Source organism: Dactylosporangium sp. NPDC051541, assembly GCF_044454505.1.
In the GTDB taxonomy this organism is placed as follows: Bacteria; Actinomycetota; Actinomycetes; order Mycobacteriales; family Micromonosporaceae; genus Dactylosporangium.
Map to the genome: position 1 here is coordinate 1 of NZ_JBITDU010000010.1, position 18,582 is coordinate 18,582.

An 18,582-nucleotide genomic window follows, 5' to 3' on the forward strand; every position below is an offset into this window, starting at 1 on the left:
TGCGGTGCGGTGCGGTGCGGTGCGGTGCGGTGCGGTGCGGTGCGGTGCGGTGCGGTGCGGTGCGGTGCGGTGCGGTGCGGTGCGGTGCGGTGCGGCGGTGGCGGGAGTGTGGTGCGGCGGCGGCAGTGCGGTGCGGCGGCAGTGCGGCGGTGGTGCGGCGGTGCGGTTAGGTTGCCGTGTGTGATGCTGGTGTTGCGCGGAAGCATCCGGATGCGTTGAAGGGACCACGACGTTGCCGCATCCTGCGAGGCCGACCGTCACGCTGAAGGACGTGGCCGCGGCGGCCGGGGTGTCGGTCGCGACGGCGTCCCGGGTGCTCGGCGGCAGTGCGCGCACGGTGGCGCCCAGGTTTGCGAGCCGGGTGCTGGAGGCGGCGGCCACGCTGCGATACACGGCGGACGTCTCGGCGCGGGCCATGCGCCGCAAGAGCGACGCCATCGCCCTGATCGCCGACGACCTCACCACTCCGTCGATCGCCCAGGTCGTGGCCGCGATGGAGCGCCAGGCGCGGACCGTCGACGCGTTCGTGACCGTGTCCGCGACCCGCGGTGAGGCCGAGCGGCAGCTGGAGACGATCCGCACCCTGGCCGGCTTCCGACCCCGCGCGCTGGTGCTGACCTCCAGCCGGATCCGGCCCGGAGCTCTTGGCGGCCGCCTGGTCGACGAGCTCGAGGCGTACGAGCGCGACGGCGGCCGGGTGGTCATCTACGGCGGCATCGACATGCCGTTCGACTCGATCCGCGTCGACGACCGCGCCTCGGCCCGCCTGATGGGCGCCCACCTGGCCGCGACCGGTCACCGACGCCCGATCATCCTGGCCGGCACCCGCGACCGCGCGTACGCCGCGGAACGCACCTCCGGCTACATGGAGGGCCTCCTCGGCGGCGGGGTGGACGCCCAGGACGTGCGCATCGTGAACTGCGAGGTCGGCCGCCGGGGCGGCTACGCGGCCACGGCCCGGCTCCTGGCCGACGACACGACCGGCGGCCTGAGCGGCGCCGACGCCCTGGTCGCGGTGAATGACGACGTCGCTGTCGGCGCCCTGGCGGCGTGCCGGGCCGCCGGCGTCGACGTGCCGGGGCGGCTGACGCTGACCGGCTTCGATGACATCCCGCTGGCCGCCGACATGACGCCGCGCCTGACGACGATCGCCCTGCCGTTCGCCGACATCGGGGCCCGCTCGATCCGCCTGGCCCTGACCGCCCGCGACCCTGGACGGGGGCCGGTCCGCGAGACGGTGGTCGGTGCGCTCGTCGAGGGGGCCAGCCTTCGCGTTCGTTGAGCGGCGGGGCGGGAAAGCGCTTTTCCCACGGGGGCCGGTCCGCGAAACGGTGGTCGGCGCGCTCGTCGACGGGGCCAGCCTCCACGTCCGTTGAGCGGCGGGGCGGGAAAGCGCTTTTCTCAGGGGTTTCTGTCTGTCAGGTGTTGACCTGGGCGCGATAAGGCGGCAGCGTCGTATAGAGCACGATGAGCGCGCTCACAACGGGGCAATGGTCGCACAGGGCTCGAGGCCTTGACCGGTTCCGGCGGGGCGTGCACACTGCGGAATACGTTTTCCCACACACCCCTCACCCGCGGGGAAAGCGATAGGAGACTCGACGTTGAGTGCGCTCGGCGAGCTGCGACAGCTCGGCACCTCCACGGGCGGGCCGCCGCGGAAACGCGACAACAAGGCCGCCTTCCTGTTCCTGCTGCCATGGTTCGCCGGGCTGGCGCTGATCACCGCCGGGCCCGTCGTGATCTCGTTCTTTCTCGGCTTCACCGACTACAACCTGATCCAGGACCCGAAGTTCACCGGGCTGCACAACTTCCAGCGGATGCTGCACGACGACCGGCTGCACCAGGCGCTCGGCGTCACGTTCATCTACGTGTTCGTGAGCGTCCCGCTGCAGCTGGCGGCCGCGCTCGGGCTCGCGCTGCTGCTCGATCGGGGGCTGCGCGGGCTCGCCTTCTACCGCTCCGTGTTCTACCTGCCGTCGCTGCTCGGCTCCAGCGTCGCCATCGCCGTGCTGTGGCGGCAGATCTTCGGCGCCGAAGGGCTCGTCAACCAGGCCCTCGAGCTGGTCGGGGTGCACGGCAAGGGCTGGATCTCGGACCCGTCGACGGCGCTCGGGACGCTCATCGTGCTCAACGTGTGGACGTTCGGCGCGCCGATGATCATCTTCCTGGCCGGGCTGCGGCAGATCCCGGTGATGTACTACGAGGCCGCCGCCGTCGACGGCGCGTCCAAAATCAAGCAGCTCAGGAGCATCACGCTGCCGTTGCTGTCGCCGATCATCTTCTTCAACCTCGTGCTCCAGGTGATCCACGCGTTCCAGTCGTTCACCCAGGCGTTCGTCGTCTCCGGTGGCAGCGGCGGGCCGTCGGACTCCACGTTGTTCTACACGCTCTACCTGTACCAGCGCGGCTTCGGCAATTTCGACATGGGCTATGCCTCGGCCCTGGCCTGGCTGCTCCTGCTGATCATCGCCGCCTTCACCGCGGTCAACTTCTGGGCCGCCAAGCACTGGGTCTTCTACGATGACTGATCGCAAAACGCGCCCGCAACTGAAGCGTTTCAACCCGCCCTCAGTAAGGCTCAGGCAGCCGGCGATCGGCCGGACGATGAAGCACCTCGGCCTCATCCTGCTCGCCGCGGTGATGCTGTATCCGGTGCTGTGGATGGTCGTCAGCTCGTTCCGGCCCGGCAACGCGATCTTCCGCGACCCCGGCCTGGTCCTCACCGACCTGGAGACGCACAACTACGGCGAGGGCTGGAACGCGCTGGCCAGCCCGTTCGGCCACTACCTGCTCAACTCCGCGATCGTCGTGCTCGGCTGCATCATCGGCAACCTGGTCAGCTGCTCGATGGCCGCCTACGCGTTCGCCCGGCTCGAGTTCAGCGGCAAGAAGCTGTGGTTCGCCATCATGCTCGGCTCGATCATGCTGCCGGTGCACGTGCTCATCGTGCCGCAGTACATCCTGTTCGCCCAGGTCGGCTGGATCAACACGTTCCTGCCGCTGATCGTGCCGAAGCTGCTCGCCACTGACGCGTTCTTCGTGTTCCTCATGGTCCAGTTCATCCGGGGCCTGCCCCGCGAGCTGGACGAGGCCGCGCGCATCGACGGCGCCGGCCACCCCCGCATCTTCACCAGGATCATCCTCCCGCTGATGCTGCCGGCCCTGGCCACGACCACCATCTTCACGTTCATCTGGACCTGGAACGACTTCTTCAGCCAGCTCATCTACCTGACCGACCCGGACATGTACACGGTGCCGGTCGCACTGCGCTCGTTCGTGGACTCCACGGTCGCCACGTCCTGGGGCTCCATGTTCGCGATGAGCGTTGTTTCGCTCCTCCCGATCTTCCTCGCCTTCCTGCTGGGCCAGCGGTACCTCATCAAAGGCATCGCGACCACCGGAATGAAGTAAAGGACACCCCCATGAATCCTGGTATCTCCCGCCGGACCGCGCTGCGACTGGCGCTCGGCGTCGGGGCCGGAGCGGTCCTCACCGCCTGCGGCACCGGCGGCGACAGCGACGCCTCCGGCGACCTGACCAAGGACAACATCACGCTGCGCTTCACCTGGTGGGGCTCCGACGCCCGGCACAAGCGCACGCAGCAGGTCATCGACCTGTTCACCAAGGCCCACCCCAACATCCAGGTGAAGGGCGAGTTCAAGGACTGGAACGGTTACTGGGACAGCCTCGCCACGACCGTCGCCGCCAACGACGCCCCCGACATCATCCAGATGGACGAGCTGTACCTCGCCTCGTATGCCCAGCGCGGCGCCCTGCTCGACCTCGGCACGGCGTCGAACCACCTGGCCACCGCCGACTTCGACGCCAACGCCCTCGGCACCGGCAAGGTCGACGGCAAGCTCTACGCGCTGCCCGTCGGCCTGACCACCTACTCGATGATCGTCAATACTGACCTGCTGAAGCAGTACAACGTCGAGCTGCCCGACGACAGCAAATGGACGTGGGACGACCTGAAGACGATCGGCGCGAAGGTGTCGGCGGCCGGCGGCGGGAAGGTCACCGGCGTGCAGTCGTGGGGCTTCGACATCGGCGGCGTCAACATCTGGGCGCGGCAGGCCGGCAGTTCGCTGTACGACGACAAGGGCAAGGTCGCCATCGACCCGGCGGTGCTGGCCGCCTACTGGCAGTACCTCCTCGACATCTCGAAGTCCGGGGTCGCCCCGCCCGCGTCGGTCTCCGTCGAGCGGGCCGGTGCGGGCCTCGACCAGTCCGGCACGGCCACGAACAACAGCGCGTTCGGCACCTGGTGGAACACGCAGCTGACGTCGCTCTCGGCGGCCAGCGGCAAGAGCCTGAAACTGCTGAAACTCCCCGGTGAGGCACAGGCCAAGTCGCCCGGCGCCTATTACAAGCCGTCGATGTACTGGTCCGTGTCCTCGCGTTCGAAGCACGCCGCCGAGGCCGCCGCGTTCGTCGACTTCCTCGCCAACAGCCAGGAGGCGGCCGACGTGCTGCAGACCGACCGTGGCGTCCCGGCCAACAGCAAGATCCGCCAGTCGATCGCGGCCAAGCTGAGCGCGACCGACAAGGCGGCCGCCGAGTACCTCGACGCGGTCAAGGTCGGCACCCCGCCCCGCGTCACGCCGAAGGGTGCGAGCAGCGTCGAGACCATCCTGAAGCGGTACACCGAAGACGTGCTGTTCAGCCGCAAGACACCGCAGCAGGCCGCCGCGGCGTTCATCAAGGAACTGCAGGGGGAGATCGATGCCGCATAACCCCGAAACCCGCTACCGGGCCGCGGTGGTGGGTACGGGCGGGATCGCCGTGGCGCACGCGCGGGCCATCCGCGCCCACGGCGACCGGATCGAGCTGGCGGCCGTCGTCGACATCGACGGCGGCCGGGCGGCCGACTTCGCCGAAACCTGGAAAGCGCGTCAGGTGTACCCCGACGTCAGTGCCCTGCTCGCGGGCGGCGACGTCGACCTGGTCCACCTGTGCACGCCCCCGGCCTGGCACGCGCCGCTCGCGCTGCAGTGTCTGGAGGCGGGGGTGCACGTCCTGGTCGAGAAGCCGCCGACGCTGTCCCTGGCCGAGCTCGACCGGCTCATCGCGGTCTCCGAGCGGACCGGGGCCCACCTGGCCACCGTGTTCCAGCACCGCTTCGGCGCCGGCGCGGTGCGGCTGCGGGCGATGGGGGCCGCGGGGGAGCTGGGCGCGCCGATGCTCGCGACGTGCGAGACGCAGTGGTACCGCGATGACGACTATTACAACGTGGCCTGGCGCGGCAAATGGGACACCGAGGGCGGCGGCCCCACCATGGGCCACGGCATCCACCAGTTCGACCTGCTCCTGTCCATCCTCGGCCCGTGGGAGCGGGTGACCGCGGTCGCCGCCCGCCGGGCCCGGCGCGTGGAGACCGAGGACGTGTCGATGGCCCTGGTCACGTTCGCGAGCGGAGCGACGGCGGCGATCGTCAACTCGGTCCTCTCGCCGCGGCAGGAGTCGGCGCTGCGCATCGACTACGCGAACGCGACAATCGAACTGCGGCACTTGTACGGGTACACGGACGACGACTGGACGGTGACGCCCGCACCGGGCCACGATGACGTGGCGCAGCACTGGAGCCGCGACCGGTCCTTTGTGGAGAGTGGCCACGCGCAGCAGCTCGCGGCGGTCCTGGACGCGCTCGACGCCGGGGTCCCGCCGCCGGTCACCGCGGCCGACACCCGCGCGACCATGGAACTCATCGCCGCGCTCTACGCCTCCGCCTTCACCGGCCTGCCCGTCCACAGTGGAGAGATTGGTCCGGGGCACCCCTTCGCCGCCCGGATGAACGGAACTGGAGCCCCATGGGAAGCGGTACTCGCCCGATGAACGTCGACCACGCCCTCGGCCGCTCGGTGACCGTCTCGGCCGGTGGCGTCGCGCTGTTCACCTACGTCTACCGGCCCGACACGCCGACGCTGGAGTCGCCGAAGCCGTACCTCCACCCGATCCGCACCCGGGCCGGCGACGTCGTGTCACTGTTCCGGCCGCACGACCACGTCTGGCACAAGGGCATCGCCTGGTCGCTGCCGCACGTGGGCGAGCACAACTTCTGGGGCGGCCCCACCTACGTCCCCGGCCGGTTCTACGTCCAGCTCGCCAACAACGGCCGTGCTGAACACGTACACCTGGAGGAACTCGAGGCCGACGACGACGCGGCGCGGCTGCGGCACCGGCTCGACTGGACGGCACAGGCCGGTGACCCGGTGATCACCGAGGAGCGGCGGCTGTCGGCCCGGCTCATAGACGACGATACGTGGGTACTGTGCTTCGCCACGGCAATGCGCAATGTTTCCGGGGCCACCCTCGCGTTCGGGTCGCCGACCACGAAGGGCCGCGAGAACGCCGGCTACGGCGGCCTGTTCTGGCGCGGCCCGCGCTCGTTCACCGGGGGCACCCTGCAGTCCCCGGACGGCACCGGCGGCGACGAGCTGCGCGGCACCCGAGCGGAGTGGTTCGCGTTCCGCGGCCGCCACGACGGCACCGACCGGGCCTCCACGATTGTCATGGTCGACGACCGCGACAACCCGCGGCATCCGCCGCAGTGGTTCGCCCGCACCGAGCAGTTCGCCTGCCTGAACCCGGCCCCGTTCTTCAGCGAGGAGCTCGACCTGCCCTACGGCGACACCCTCGCGTTCCGCTACGCCGTCGTGGTCGCGGCCGGTGACCGCGGGGAGGCCGGCACGAAGGCCCTCGCCGAGCACGGCCGGGCAGCGCTGTGAGCGGGCGACACGCGATCGACGGCGGGCCGGCGCGGTGACGCGGCGGTACGCGATCGTCGGGCTCGGGTCCCGGGCCGGCATGTACGTCGAGGCGCTGGCGGGCGCGCACCGGGGCGACGGTGAGCTCGTCGCGTTCTGCGATCCGAACCCGGTCCGCATGCGTTATCACCAGGAGCGCAGCGGCCTGGCCGGGATCGGGTGCTACGGGCCGGACCAGCTGCTGGAACTGTTGCGGGTGCGGCGACCGGACAGCGTCATCGTGACATCGCCGGACGCCACGCACGACCGGTACATCTGCGCCGCCCTCGACCGCGGCGTCGACGCGATCACCGAGAAGCCGATGACGACCGACGCCACCCGGCTGCGCCGCATCACCGAGTCGGCCGCGCGCTCGGCGGCCGGGCTCACGGTGACGTTCAACTACCGCTACTCGCCGCGCAACAGCCTCGTGCGACAGCTCCTGCGCGACGGCGCCATCGGCCGGGTCACGTCGGTGCACTTCGAGTGGCTCCTCGACACCGCGCACGGCGCCGACTACTTCCGCCGGTGGCACCGCGACAAGGCGACGTCGGGCGGGCTGCTGGTGCACAAGTCGACCCACCACTTCGACCTCGTCAACTGGTGGCTGGCCGACACGCCGGTCACCGTCTACGCCACCGGCGGCCTGCGCTTCTACGGCGCCGAGAACGCGGCCGCCCGTGGGCTGCCGGCCCGCCCGGCGCTCGGCCGGGACCTGCCGGTGGACGACCCGTTCCGGCTGGACCTGGCGGCCGACCCGCGGCTGCGGGCGCTGTACCTCGACGCCGAGGCCGAGGACGGCTACCACCGCGACGCCGACGTCTTCGCCCCCGGCATCTCGATCGAGGACAGCCTGTCGCTGGCCGTGACCTACGCGGGCGGCGCCACGATGGCGTACACCCTGACGGCGTTCGCACCCTGGGAGGGCTACCGGGTCGCCTTCAACGGCACCGCCGGCCGCCTGGAACTGGACGTCGTGGAACGTTTCCAGGTCCGGCCCGCGGGGGTGGTCGACCCGACCGGAACGGTAGCCGAGAACGAGTCACGGGAGCGGCTCACCCTGCAACAGCACTGGCAGCCGACGCGGGAGATCCCCATTCCGCACGGCGCGGGTGCGCACGGGGGCGGTGACGCGATGCTGCTGCGTGACGTGTTTCAGGGGGCCGGGGACGATCCGCTCGGGCGCGCGGCCGGGCTGCGCGACGGGGCGAACAGCGTCCTCGTGGGCATCGCCGGCAACGTCAGCCTCGCCGAGCGCCGGGCGGTGACGATCAGCGAACTGTGAGCCCGCTGCCAGGAAGCATCATTACGTTCAAGCCATGCGAAGGGACGGCCGGGGTTCGCGGGGCGGCGGGCGTGGGGGGCGGGGGATCTGCGCGCTCCTCGCCGTGCTGGCGGTGCTCGTGCTGCTGCCGGCCGGCGCGGCGGAGCCGGTGCGGCGGTTCGACAACGGGCTGGCGTTGACGCCGCCGATGGGGTGGAACGATTACAACGCCTTCGGGCTCGAGGTCACCGAGGACCTGATCCGCCGCACCGCCGACCGGATGGTGTCGTCGGGGCTGCGGGACGCCGGATACGTGTACGTCAACGTCGACGACGGGTGGATGGCCGCGACCCGCGACGCGTCGGGCGATCTGCGGGCCGACCCCGACCGGTTCCCGCACGGCATCAAGGCCCTCGCCGACTACGTGCACGGGCTCGGGCTGCGACTCGGCATCTACGAGGATGCGGGAACGCGCACCTGCGGGGGGTACCCCGGAAGCCTCGGGTTTGAAGAACTGGACGCGAGACAGTTCGCATCCTGGGGTGTCGACTACCTGAAGTACGACACCTGCTACGACGGTTCGGTCCCGGCGCGGCAGCGGTACGGGGCGATGCGCGACGCCCTTGCCGCGACCGGGCGGCCGATCGTCTACAGCATCTGCAACTGGGGTGCCGAGCGCGTCTGGGCGTGGGGGAGCGGCTACGGCAACCTGTGGCGCACCACCACCGACATCCAGCCGACCTTCGCGAGCTTCCTGTCCGTGTTCCACGCCACCGTCACGCTGGCCGGATACGCGGGGCCGGGCGGCTGGAACGACCCCGACATGCTCGAGGTCGGCAACGGCATGACGGCGGCCGAGGACCGGGCCGAGCTCAGCCTGTGGGCGATGATGGCGGCCCCGCTCATCGCCGGCAACGACCTCACCACCGCCGGTGACGCCGTGCTGGCCGACCTGGGCAACCGGGACGTCATCGCGGTCGACCAGGACCCGCTCGGCCGGCCCGCCACCCTGGTCTCCGCGCACGACGGCCTGGACGTGCTGACCCGGCCGCTGGCCAACGGTGACGTGGCGGTGCTGCTGTTCAACGAGACAGCCCGGGCCGCGACCATCACCGCAACTGTTCCTGGAACACAGAGCATCCGCGACCTGTGGAACGGCACCACGGTCGCGGCGATGACGGCGCTCGTGCCGGCCCACGGCGTCGCGATGTATCGGGTCGGCACATCCGGGTAAGTGACCCGACATGTGTACACAAGCCGTGCTCGTGTTGGTGCCGTTGGTGCTGGTCGCCGGCGGCTGCGGGAGCGGCGAGAGCACGGCGGCGGCGCCGGCCTCCACCGCACCGACCGCCGCCACCGCGCCGTGCAGATCCGCAGCCCGCAGCCGGGCAACTTCGGCGACACCTGCAAGCCGGTGGAGGTCCGCGGCTACCGCGTGTTCCTGCCCGACGAGACCGCCGCCGACTTCGCCCCGGCACCGCAGACCGTGTGCTCGGCCGACGGCGTGGGGCGCGCCCAGGTCGGCCCGGTGATCTCGGGTCTGTCCCAGTAAAGCTGACGCCCGTACCATCTGGCGGTGAACCTCATGCACCGCGCGGTGCGGGCGCCGGTCCTGTTGTCCTACGCCGGATTCGTGCTCGTCGGGCTCAACTCCGGGGTCAACGGCGTCCTGATCCCGGCCCAGATGGCCGACTACGGCGTCGACGAGGCCACCATCGGCCTCACGTTCTTCACCTCCTCGGCCGGGTTCATGCTGGCCGGCGCGACCACCGGGGCGCTGCTGCACCGCGTCCACGTCCGCCTGGCCCTCGTCATCGGCATCGCCGCGTATGCCCTCGGCGCCGTCGCCATGGCCGCCCGCCCGCCGTTCGCCGTGCTCGTCGCGGTGCAGCTGCTCGTCGGGTACGGCACCGGCGTCCTGGAGAGCGTCCTGAACGTCTACCTCACCGAACTGCCCAACGCGACGACCCTGCTGAACCGGCTGCACGCGTTCTTCGGCGTCGGGGCGCTGCTCGGCCCGCTCCTGGCGGCCTGGCTGCTGCAGTCACTGCAATGGACGTCGGTCTGGGTGGTACTGGCTGTGCTGTGTCTGCCCTTGGGAGCCGGATTCCTGCTGCTGTACCCCCGCAAAGCTCTTGCCGCCGAGGAGGCCGCCGACGTGCCGCGCCCCCGCGGTGTCTTCGCCGACGCCGTGCGCAGCCCGGCGGTGGTCTTCGGGTCGCTGTTCCTCGCCGTGTACGTCGGTCTCGAGCTCGGCGTCGGCACATGGGCGTTCACGTTCCTGGTCGAGGAGCACGGCGAGCCGGGGGTCGTGGCCGGCTACACGGTCAGCGGCTACTGGTTCGGCCTCACGCTGGGCCGGTTCCTGATCAGCCCGATCGCCACCCGGGCCGGCCTGAGCGCGGCCGGGATGGCGACCGTCTGCCTCGTCGGGGTGACGATCGCCTCGGCCCTGCTGTGGGCGGTCCCGACCGCGGCCCTGGCCACCGCCGGGTTCGTGCTGCTCGGCTTCTTCCTCGGCCCGCTGTTCCCGACCGCGATGGCGGTGACGCCGCAGGTCGTGCCGCCGCGGCTGGTGGCGACCGCGATCGGCGTCATGAACGGGCTGTCGCTGGTCGGCGGCTCGACCCTGCCGTGGCTGGCCGGCTGGCTGGCCCAGCACCGGGGGATCTGGACGCTGATGCCGTTCGCGCTGGGGCTGTCCGTGGTCCAGCTGGTGGTGTGGCGGCTCATGGTCGCCCGTTCGGCAACGGTTGCCGATTCCGGCCGCGGGGCCGCCCGGTCGCTACCGTAGTGATCGAGCTGCGGCGCTACGGACGATCCTGGATCCCGGCGTATACGGCACCCGCCAGTCGGCGTCCGCACCCGAGGAGTTCGAAGCCCGCGCCGCCTTCTAGCGCCTGGAGGTCCCGCCGTGGCCCGGCGACGGGATCCGGCCCGGGCTCGACGCTCACCCCGTACGTCCTGCCCTGGCCGAGGACGTCCCGGCCCACCTCCCGGGCTCGCCGCGGCGAGGTGACGGGTCCGTTACTCGCCGTCGACCGCGTGCACATCGAGCAACGACCGACCTGGCGCGAGTAACCCGCCGCATGCACGCCGCGCACCGCGTGGTCTACGGTTTCAGGCGAAATACCGCGAACGCTCGAGCGATTTACGCCGAAAGCCGCAGTTCATCGAGGAGCGCCTATATGACTGTTGGTCTCGCCTACGCGTTGACCGGCTTTCTCGGCATCACCACCTACTTCCTGCTGCCCGAGGACGGGTCCGGCCTCTACTGGCGGGTCGGCGTCTACCTCGCGGTCAGCGCCTCCGCCGCCGCGGCCGTCTGGTGGGGCATCCGGCGCAACCGGCCACGGGTCCGCGGGCCGTGGATCCTGCTCGGCCTGAGCCAGGTCGTCTACGCCGCCGCCGACGCGGTCTTCTACATCTCACATTACGTGCTGCACGCCGCGCGCTTCCCGTCCGTCGCCGACCTGCTGTACCTGTCGCACTACCCGTTGTTACTGGCGGCGGTGGCCCTGCTCCTGCGCCGCCGCGAGCCGCGCAGCGTGCTCGGCCTGCTCGACGGGCTGATCTTCGCCGTGGCCGCGGCCCTGCTGTCGTGGATGTTCCTGATCCACCCGACCGCCGACCGCGGCGACAACGTGCTCGCGCTGTGCGCCGAGATCGGGTACCCGGTCATGGACCTCGCCCTGCTCGCTGTCACCGTGCGGCTGCTCATCGGCTCCGGCGCCCGGTCGGCGTCGTTCGTCCTGCTGGTCGGCAACCTCCTCGGGATCGCCGCGGCCGACACGATCTACAGCTACCAGCAGCTGCACGGCGTCTACGAAGCCGGCAACTTCCTCGACGCCATCTGGCTCACCGCGAACCTCTCGCTCGGCCTGGCCGCGCTGCACCCGAGCATGGCCGGGCTGGCCGACCCGGCGCCGGCCCCGCGCGACGAGTCCCGCCCGTTCCGGTTCGTGCTCCTGGGCGCCGCGGCCGTGCTCGCGCCGGCCGCGCTGCTGGTCCAGTCGGTGCGCGGGATGACCGAGGACGTGCCGGCCGCGGCCCTGGCCTGCTCGGTGCTGTTCCTGCTCACCCTGGGCCGGATGGCCGGGGTCGCCAACCACCAGCGCCGCCTGGCCGTGACCGACCCGCTCACCGGCCTGTCGACGCGCCGCTTCATCGAGGGCCGGCTGCCCGCCGCGGTCGCACAGGCCGGTCGCCGCGGCGGCTCCGTGGCTCTGTTCATCGTCGACGTCGACCACTTCAAGTCCGTCAACGACCGCTTCGGGCACCCGGCCGGCGACCGCGCCCTGATCGAGATCGCCGACCGCCTGCGCCGGGCGGCCCGCCCCGGTGACGTCGTGGCGCGTTACGGCGGCGAGGAGTTCGCCCTGCTCGTGCCCGGTGTCGAGCCGGACGGCCTGGAATCGCTGGCCGAGGCCCTGCGCCGCGGCGTCGGTGACGAGCCGGTGCGGCTCGACGCTGAAACACACATCAAAGTCACGGTTTCCATTGGTACTGCCAGCTACCCGGCCCACAGCGAGTCGCACACGGAGCTGGTGGTGGTGGCCGACCGCGCCCTCTACAGCGCGAAGGTCCAGGGCCGTGACCGGGTCGTCGTCGGCGCCGGCCCGAAGGCGGTGCCCGCGCCCGCCGTCCCGATGCTGGTCGGCCGGTCGGTCCACCTGGAGTACCTGCAGCAGGTCGCGGACGAGGTCGACGCCTGGCTCTCCGACCTGGAGCACAGCGCGGCCATCGCCCGCTGGGCCACCGCGATGGCCGTGTACATGGACTGCTCGGAGTCGGTGACGATGCGGGCCGGGCTGGCCGGCCGGTTCCACGACATCGGCAAGGTCGTCATCCCGCGCGACATCCTGCTCAAGGCCGAGCCGCTGACCGACGAGGAGTGGGCGCTGCTGCGCAAGCACCCGCAGTTCGGGGCGCGGATGGCCCGGATCGTGCCGGAGCTGGATGCGGTGGCCGACATCATCCGCCAGCACCACGAGCGGTTCGACGGCAGCGGCTACCCCGACGGCCTGCGGGGCCTGACGATCCGGCCGGAGGCGCGGCTGATCGCGGTCTGCGACTCGTGGGCCGCGATGCGCTGCGACCGCCCCTACCAGGCCGCGCTCGACGAGGCCCGGGCCCGCGACGAGCTGCTGCGGGGCCGGGGGAGCCAGTTCGACCCGGAGGCGGTCGACGCGTTCCTGGCTCTGCACGAACAGGGGGCGGTGGGGCGGCTGCTCGCAGTACACCAGAAGGCATCGACACCCGCGGGAACGGGCGGCCTTTAGGCATCGGCCACCCGGGGCCGGGTTGACCGGGTCGCGGGCCGGCTCACAGCTCCAGCCGCACCGGGCTGTGCCGCAGCCACAGGTCGAGGGCGAGGACCTGCTCGATCTGGCGGCGGGCCTGGCCGAACCCGTCGTGCTCATAGGGCGCGGCGGCCAGGTCGGCAATGCGGGCCGGGTCGAACAGCGACGCCGCCGGGGAGTCGGCGGTGACGACCAGCAGCGCCTCGCGCAGCGCCTCCTCGTAGCGGGCGTCCTGCGTCGACGGGTACGGGCTCTTCGTCCGGGCCACCACCGAGGCCGGCAGCACATCGGCGGTCGCGGCCCGCAGCAGGCTCTTCTCCCGCCCGTCGAAGGTCTTCAGTGCCCACGGGGTGTTGTAGACGTACTGCACCAGCCGGTGGTCGCAGAACGGCACCCGGACCTCGAGGCCGTGGGCCATGCTCATCCGGTCCTTGCGGTCGAGCAGGATCTGCACGAACCGGGTCAGGTGCAGGTACGACATCTCGCGCATCCGCCGGTTGTGCGGATCCGGATCGTCGCCGTGCTCGACCTCGGCGATCGCGGTGCGGTAGGCCGCTTCGCGGTACTCGGGCAGCCGCAGCGCCTCGTACAGGTCCGGCTCCAGCGCGCTGGTCGTCAGCTCCGACCCACCCGCCGATCCGCTCGACTGCCGGCCGCGGACGCCGGCGATCTCACCCAGGGCCAGCCATGGAAATGTCTCCGCCCGCTGGATCGCCGGGACGTGGAACCAGGCGTAGCCGCCGAAGACCTCGTCCGCCGCCTCGCCCGACAGGGCCACCGTCGAGTGCTCGCGGACCGCCCGGAACAGCAGGTACAGCGAGGTGTAGATGTCGCCGCCGAACGTCGGCTGGTCCATCGCGGCGACGACGGCGGAGCGGGTCAGCGGGTCCATCAGCGTCGCCGAGGACAGCACGATGTCCTCGTGGTCGACCGGCACGTGCTTGACCACGTCGTGGACGAACGGCGCGTCCGGGGTCGCCCGCAGCGGGTCCGGCCGGAAATGTTCCACCTGCCCGACGAAGTCGACGGCGAACGAGCGCAGCGGCCCCTCGCCCCGGGTGCTCAGCGCGTGGTGCGCGAGCGCCGTGATGGCCGAGGAGTCCAGGCCGCCGGAGAGCAGGGCGCACAGCGGCACGTCGGCGACCGTCTGGCGGTCCACGATGTCGTCGAGCAGCGCGCGGACCGTGCGGACCGTGGTCTCCCGGTCGTCGCGGTGCTCCTCGTAGGACGGCCGCCAGTACTGCCGGCGCTGGGTCCCGTCGGCGGAGACCCGCAGGTAGGAGCCGGGGACGACCTCGTGCAGGTCGCGGTAGATCGCGTGGCCGGGGGTCTTCACGAACGCCAGGAGCTCGCGCAGCCCGGCGACGTCGACGACGGCCTCGGCCTGCGGGTGGGCGAAGATCGCCTTCGGTTCGGACGCGAACAGCACCGACCCGCCGACGCCCGTGTAGTAGTACAGCGGCTTGACGCCCATCCGGTCGCGGACGAGCAGCAGCACCTCGCGCCGGGCGTCCCACAGGCCGAAGGCGTACATCCCGTTGAGCCGGTCGACGAAGTCCTCGCCCCACTGCAGATAGGCCCGCAGCACCACCTCGGTGTCGCTCTCGGTCCGGAACACGTGCCCGTGCCCGCGCAGCTCGGTGCGCAGCTCGCGATAGTTGTACAGCTCGCCGCTGTAGGTGATCGCCGCGTGCTCCACCACCATCGGCTGGTCACCGGTGAGCAGGTCGATCACGGCCAGCCGGCGATGGCCGAACGCCACCCGTTCCCGGGCCCAGACCCCCTCGGCATCCGGGCCGCGCAGCGTCATCGTGCCCATCATGGCCCGCACGGCCGCGGTCTCCCGGCGCAGGTCGCGGCCGTCACCACCGAGATCGACCCATCCGACTATCCCGCACATCGCAGCCACCTTCCCCGACGCGGCCGATGTAACCGTCCTGAAACATAATCCAGGCTTTTACGAATGTCGATGGGAAGAGGAAACTGTGGCGGTGACCGAAATCGTCAACGAGATCAATGACGACTACTCGACGAGCCGCGACGGTGTGGTGCCGCTGTCGCAACGCAGGTCGCTCTACCACTTCACCGCCCTGTGGGTGACGATGGCGGCCGGCATCACCTACCTCTTCCTCGGATTCTCCTACCACGACGCCGGCTGGTCACTCGGCCGCGCGATCCTCGCCGGGGTCATCGGGGCCGTCTGCTACCTGGCCTACGCATTGCCGGCCGCCTATCTCGGATCGACCACCGGCCAGACCCACGCCCTACTCACCCGCTCGATCTTCGGCAAGCTCGGCTCGGGCCTGCTGTCGGTCGTGCTCATCCTCATCGCGGCCGGGTGGACCGCATTCGCGTTCAACGTCCTGGCGAATCTCTACGACGGGCTCTTCGGCTGGGGACACATCGTGGCGATCACGATCGTGCTCGCGCTGATCGGGATCGTGAACAACATCTTCGGCTTCACCGGCATCACCGCATTCGCGCGGTATCTGGTGGCCCCGCTGATGATCCTGTGGATCGGGTACCTCGTGATCAAAGGCGCCACCGATATGCCGGGCGCGGTGTGGAGCGGGCCGTCCAGCCCGGATCAGCTGTCCCTGCTGGCCGGGGTCGGGCTCGCGATCGGTTCGGTGATGTGGGGCAACGAGCCGGACATCTGGCGATACGGGCGGCCCCGGTTCTCGTGGCCGCTGCTGCCGTACACCATCGCGCTCTTCGTGGGTCTGGTCTTGTTCGTGGCGGCCGGCTGGATGATGGGCTACCTGTCCGGGACCAGCGCCCTCGACTTCGGCGGCGCGTTCCGTTACACCGTCGAATACTCGCTGTTCGGCGCGCTGTGGCTGGGCGCGATCCTGGCCACCGCACTGCAGGTCGCGATCAACGACGGCAACTACTACGAAATGATCAACGCCGGGCAGAACCTCGCCGGCCACGCGCGCGGCTGGAAACGCTGGTACACGTGCCTGGTCATGGCCGCCCTGACCGCGCTGCTGGCCTGGTGGTTCCCGCACCTGGAGGAGGACTTCTTCACCGTCGCCGGCTGGTCCGCGATCGCCCTGCCCAGCGCCACCGTCGTCATGTGCGTGGACCAGTTCCTCCTGCCGCGTGTTACAGGTGTCCGCCGCAGCGTCGAACGGATCCCGAGCTGGCGCGCGGCCGGCCTCGCGAACTGGCCGGCGATCGTGTCCGTCGTCGTCGCGATGCTGTTCGGCGCCTGGGGCCTGCAGCTGCTGCCGGGCCAGACGTCGGCGCCCGACCTGGGCCTGGTCCCGGTCGAGGCATGGCTCCTGGCCGGCCTGCTCTACCTCGGACTGGCGAGCCTGGCCGCCCGTACCCCCGCCCGCGCCGAGCTCCTCGGCTATTCCGCAACGGAGGGAACCCCCGGATGACCAGCGCCACCGCTCTGCTGGAACGCGCCCGCACCGAGCTCGCCCCCGGCGAGCAGCACAACCGCCTGGTCCCCGCGATCGACGCCGGCACCGCGCCCCTCGCGGCGATCGGTGCGTTCGCGGTCGAGGAGCTGGCGCTGGTGCCCAGTGACCGGCGCTCGTTCCTGACCCTCGCCGCGGCCGCGACCGAGCCGGCCACCGCCGACTTCTTCGCGGACCTGGGCAAGGGCGAGAACATCGTCCTGGGTACCCTGCCCGCCCTCGCCGCCGCCGGTGGCAACGACGCCGAGGCCCGCGCGTCGTACCGCCGCCTCGCCGGCTGTCAGGCCTACCCGTCGTACCTCGCCTGGCTCGCCCTCAACGCCGACCCGGCGGCCGTGGTCCTGGCCGTGACCGCGAACTTCGCCGCGTGGGGCGGCTACTGTGCCACTCTGGCCCAGGCGCTGCGCCGCGAGTACCACTTCCCGGATGAGGCCTGTGGCTTCGTCGACTTCTTCGCCACCCCCGCGCCGGACCTGCAACACCTGGCCGAGCGGGCGATCCAGCAGGCCCTCGACCGCGGCAAGTCCCTGGACGCGGGCCTCGAATACGGCCGGCTGCTGCGGGACTACGAGCTGATGTTCTGGAACACCCTGGCCGATACCCACCTCTGACGCGCGCCACAGCTGGAACAGCAAGCATCTCATCGCTGGTACAGCGGGTGAGGGCGCACCTTCACCCGCGGCACCGGCCCACCGACCGGCGCCACCGGGCCACCGAGCGGCGCTGCCGAACCACCGAGCGACGCTGCCGGGCCATCGAGCGACGCTGCCGGGCCATCGAGCGGCGGCGCCGGGTCACCGAACCACGGCGCGGCCCGGACGGCCCGCATGGCGGCGCGGCGGCGGGCGGCGTCCATGCGGTCGATGAACAGCACGCCGTCCAGGTGATCGGTCTCGTGCTGCAGGCAGCGGGCCAGCTCGCCCGAGCCGACCACCTGGACCGGGTCGCCGCGGTCGGAGCGGCCCCGCGCGACCACGTGCTGCCGGCGGACCGTGTCGAAGTAGAGGCCCGGCATCGACAGGCAGCCCTCGGGTCCGTCCTGCTCCTCGCTGTCCGGGAACTCGAGGACCGGGTTGACCAGGTGCCCGCGCACGCCGTCGACGTGGAACACGAACGCCCGCAGCCCGACGCCGATCTGGACCGCGGCCAGGCCCGAGCCCTGCTGCGATGCCAGGGTGTCGAACAGGTCGCGGACCAGCCGGCGCAGCTCCGCGTCGAACGACGTGACCGGGTCGGCCGCGGTGGTCAGCACGGGGTCGCCGAACGTCCGGACCGGAACGATGCTCATGCGCCCGACCTCCTTTGCAAAGTACCTTGCAAAGGAGGATAGTGTGCAACGTGACGGAAGAACAAGCCGCCCTGGACCACCCGGTGCGGGCCGCGCTGGTGGCCCTGCTGCGCTCGCGGGGGACGGTGACGTCCACGGAAGCCGCGCGGGAGCTGGGCGGCAGCTCCGGGCTGTATTCGTTCCACCTCCGGCAGCTGGCCCGCTACGGCCTGGTCGAGGAGGTGGCCGCCGAGGGGCGGGCGCGGCCGTGGCGGCTCCGGGGCGTACCAGAGACGGAGGCTTTGCAAAGTTCGTTGCACCGCGGTCTCGAGGACGAGAGCTATCAGCACTGGCTGTCGGTGCGTGACCGGGCCCCGCAGCGCTGGCGGCGGGACCAGGCGTTCAGCGAGGTGGTGTACCTGACGCCGCAGGAGCTGACCGAGCTCGGCAACGCCGTGCGGGCCCTGGTCGCCGGTTACAGCGGCCGCGACCAGTCGGGCCGCGGCCCGGTGGCGGCCGTCGCCCGGTTCTTCCCGCTCATCGACTAGTGCCGCGGCGCGGCGGTTGCGTT

Annotated in this window: 16 protein-coding genes and 1 pseudogene; 14 read left to right on the forward strand and 3 right to left on the reverse strand. The window is 71.2% G+C overall.

Annotation, left to right across the window (positions count from 1 at the left end):
- A partial coding sequence (locus ACIA8L_RS36495; protein WP_395911762.1) for a hypothetical protein occupies nucleotides 1–206 on the reverse strand: 206 nt, incomplete at its 3' end.
- A 26-nt stretch (nucleotides 207–232) separates the two neighbouring features.
- Between ACIA8L_RS36495 and ACIA8L_RS36500 the strand changes: the two genes are divergently transcribed.
- The 11 genes from ACIA8L_RS36500 to ACIA8L_RS36550 all read left to right on the forward strand — a co-directional run bounded on the left by ACIA8L_RS36500 (nucleotide 233) and on the right by ACIA8L_RS36550 (nucleotide 13,292).
- On the forward strand, nucleotides 233–1,282 hold the full coding sequence (locus tag ACIA8L_RS36500) for a LacI family DNA-binding transcriptional regulator (RefSeq protein ID WP_395911763.1): 1,050 nt from the start codon (nucleotides 233–235) through the stop codon (nucleotides 1,280–1,282).
- Nucleotides 1,283–1,601: 319 nt separating this feature from the next.
- Nucleotides 1,602–2,528 carry a carbohydrate ABC transporter permease gene (locus ACIA8L_RS36505; RefSeq protein ID WP_395911765.1) on the forward strand — a complete coding sequence of 309 codons (927 nt, stop codon included), beginning with the start codon at nucleotides 1,602–1,604 and terminating at the stop codon, nucleotides 2,526–2,528.
- A 76-nt stretch (nucleotides 2,529–2,604) separates the two neighbouring features.
- Entirely contained in the window at nucleotides 2,605–3,411 is an 807-nt protein-coding gene (locus ACIA8L_RS36510; RefSeq protein WP_395911766.1) for a carbohydrate ABC transporter permease, read from the forward strand.
- 11 nt (nucleotides 3,412–3,422) lie between these two features.
- Nucleotides 3,423–4,736, forward strand: a complete 1,314-nt coding sequence (locus ACIA8L_RS36515; RefSeq protein ID WP_395911768.1) for an ABC transporter substrate-binding protein — start codon at nucleotides 3,423–3,425, stop codon at nucleotides 4,734–4,736.
- On the forward strand, nucleotides 4,726–5,835 hold the full coding sequence (locus ACIA8L_RS36520; RefSeq protein ID WP_395911769.1) for a Gfo/Idh/MocA family protein: 1,110 nt from the start codon (nucleotides 4,726–4,728) through the stop codon (nucleotides 5,833–5,835). Before ACIA8L_RS36515 ends, ACIA8L_RS36520 begins: the two co-directional genes overlap by 11 nt.
- Nucleotides 5,832–6,728 (forward strand): PmoA family protein, encoded by an 897-nt coding sequence (locus ACIA8L_RS36525; RefSeq protein ID WP_395911771.1) that lies wholly within the window; start codon nucleotides 5,832–5,834, stop codon nucleotides 6,726–6,728. Before ACIA8L_RS36520 ends, ACIA8L_RS36525 begins: the two co-directional genes overlap by 4 nt.
- Before the next feature lie 34 nt (nucleotides 6,729–6,762).
- Nucleotides 6,763–8,031, forward strand: a complete 1,269-nt coding sequence (locus ACIA8L_RS36530; protein ID WP_395911773.1) for a Gfo/Idh/MocA family protein — start codon at nucleotides 6,763–6,765, stop codon at nucleotides 8,029–8,031.
- Between the two features lie 34 nt (nucleotides 8,032–8,065).
- Complete coding sequence (locus ACIA8L_RS36535) at nucleotides 8,066–9,244, forward strand: glycoside hydrolase family 27 protein (RefSeq protein ID WP_395911774.1); 1,179 nt, start codon at nucleotides 8,066–8,068, stop codon at nucleotides 9,242–9,244.
- Between the two features lie 12 nt (nucleotides 9,245–9,256).
- The gene (locus tag ACIA8L_RS36540; RefSeq protein WP_395911775.1) at nucleotides 9,257–9,562 is read left to right on the forward strand and encodes a hypothetical protein; all 306 of its coding nucleotides are present in this window, start codon (nucleotides 9,257–9,259) and stop codon (nucleotides 9,560–9,562) included.
- 33 nt (nucleotides 9,563–9,595) lie between these two features.
- Nucleotides 9,596–10,804: an MFS transporter gene (locus tag ACIA8L_RS36545; protein ID WP_395912321.1), complete on the forward strand. Its 1,209-nt coding sequence runs from the start codon at nucleotides 9,596–9,598 to the stop codon at nucleotides 10,802–10,804.
- A gap of 394 nt (nucleotides 10,805–11,198) precedes the next feature.
- Nucleotides 11,199–13,292 carry a diguanylate cyclase gene (locus ACIA8L_RS36550; protein ID WP_395911777.1) on the forward strand — a complete coding sequence of 698 codons (2,094 nt, stop codon included), beginning with the start codon at nucleotides 11,199–11,201 and terminating at the stop codon, nucleotides 13,290–13,292.
- A gap of 43 nt (nucleotides 13,293–13,335) precedes the next feature.
- Here ACIA8L_RS36550 and asnB read toward each other — a convergent pair whose 3' ends face one another.
- A complete protein-coding gene (asnB, locus tag ACIA8L_RS36555) occupies nucleotides 13,336–15,213 on the reverse strand; it encodes an asparagine synthase (glutamine-hydrolyzing) (RefSeq protein ID WP_395911779.1) in 1,878 nt (625 codons plus the stop codon).
- Between the two features lie 91 nt (nucleotides 15,214–15,304).
- Here asnB and ACIA8L_RS36560 point away from each other — a divergent pair, with 91 nt between their 5' ends.
- Both ACIA8L_RS36560 and ACIA8L_RS36565 read left to right on the forward strand, forming a co-directional pair.
- Complete coding sequence (locus tag ACIA8L_RS36560; protein WP_395911781.1) at nucleotides 15,305–16,702, forward strand: cytosine permease; 1,398 nt, start codon at nucleotides 15,305–15,307, stop codon at nucleotides 16,700–16,702.
- Nucleotides 16,699–17,355, forward strand: a complete 657-nt coding sequence (locus tag ACIA8L_RS36565) for a hypothetical protein (RefSeq protein ID WP_395911783.1) — start codon at nucleotides 16,699–16,701, stop codon at nucleotides 17,353–17,355. Before ACIA8L_RS36560 ends, ACIA8L_RS36565 begins: the two co-directional genes overlap by 4 nt.
- Before the next feature lie 167 nt (nucleotides 17,356–17,522).
- Here ACIA8L_RS36565 and def read toward each other — a convergent pair.
- Nucleotides 17,523–18,032: pseudogene (def, locus tag ACIA8L_RS36570) on the reverse strand (peptide deformylase); the annotation flags it as partial.
- A gap of 50 nt (nucleotides 18,033–18,082) precedes the next feature.
- Here def and ACIA8L_RS36575 point away from each other — a divergent pair.
- Complete coding sequence (locus ACIA8L_RS36575; RefSeq protein WP_395911784.1) at nucleotides 18,083–18,559, forward strand: winged helix-turn-helix domain-containing protein; 477 nt, start codon at nucleotides 18,083–18,085, stop codon at nucleotides 18,557–18,559.
- The last annotated feature ends 23 nt before the right edge of the window (nucleotides 18,560–18,582 follow it).

Coding starts and splice junctions, on each gene's coding strand:
- ACIA8L_RS36525 (WP_395911771.1), top strand. CDS start 5,832: ATGAACGTCGACCACGCCCTCGGCCGCTCGGTGACCGTCTCGGCCGGT.
- ACIA8L_RS36545 (WP_395912321.1), top strand. CDS start 9,596: ATGCACCGCGCGGTGCGGGCGCCGGTCCTGTTGTCCTACGCCGGATTC.
- ACIA8L_RS36510 (WP_395911766.1), top strand. CDS start 2,605: ATGAAGCACCTCGGCCTCATCCTGCTCGCCGCGGTGATGCTGTATCCG.
- ACIA8L_RS36565 (WP_395911783.1), top strand. CDS start 16,699: ATGACCAGCGCCACCGCTCTGCTGGAACGCGCCCGCACCGAGCTCGCC.
- ACIA8L_RS36520 (WP_395911769.1), top strand. CDS start 4,726: ATGCCGCATAACCCCGAAACCCGCTACCGGGCCGCGGTGGTGGGTACG.
- ACIA8L_RS36550 (WP_395911777.1), top strand. CDS start 11,199: ATGACTGTTGGTCTCGCCTACGCGTTGACCGGCTTTCTCGGCATCACC.
- ACIA8L_RS36515 (WP_395911768.1), top strand. CDS start 3,423: ATGAATCCTGGTATCTCCCGCCGGACCGCGCTGCGACTGGCGCTCGGC.
- asnB (WP_395911779.1), bottom strand. CDS start 15,213: ATGTGCGGGATAGTCGGATGGGTCGATCTCGGTGGTGACGGCCGCGAC.
- ACIA8L_RS36535 (WP_395911774.1), top strand. CDS start 8,066: ATGCGAAGGGACGGCCGGGGTTCGCGGGGCGGCGGGCGTGGGGGGCGG.